Annotated in this window: 1 pseudogene; it reads left to right on the top strand. The window is 78.5% G+C overall.

Annotation, left to right across the window (positions count from 1 at the left end):
- A pseudogene (locus AC0AIB_RS31690) lies at positions 1–127 on the top strand (uroporphyrinogen decarboxylase family protein); the annotation flags it as partial.
- Between the last annotated feature and the right edge of the window lie 120 nt (positions 128–247).

The raw sequence follows: 247 nt of genomic DNA, 5'->3' as shown, positions 1-247 counted from the left end.
GGTGGACTGGCGTACCCCGCTGGACGTGGCGACCCGCCGGATCGGCCCGGACCGGGCGGTCCAGGGCAACCTCGACCCGACCGTGCTGTTCGCCCCCTGGCCGGTGGTCGAGGCCGAGGTGCGGCGGTCCGTAAGCTGAGCCCGGTCGCCGACGGCTGGCGGCTCACCGTCGGCCCGACCCGTGCCCCGGAGCTGGTCGAGGCGGACGCGGTGCTGCTCACCGTGCCGGCCCGGCCCGCCGCCCGGC

The organism is Micromonospora sp. DSM 43699, assembly GCF_055517075.1.
Note: the sequence above shows the minus strand (reverse complement) of the source record. Positions and strands in the feature narration are given on the sequence as shown.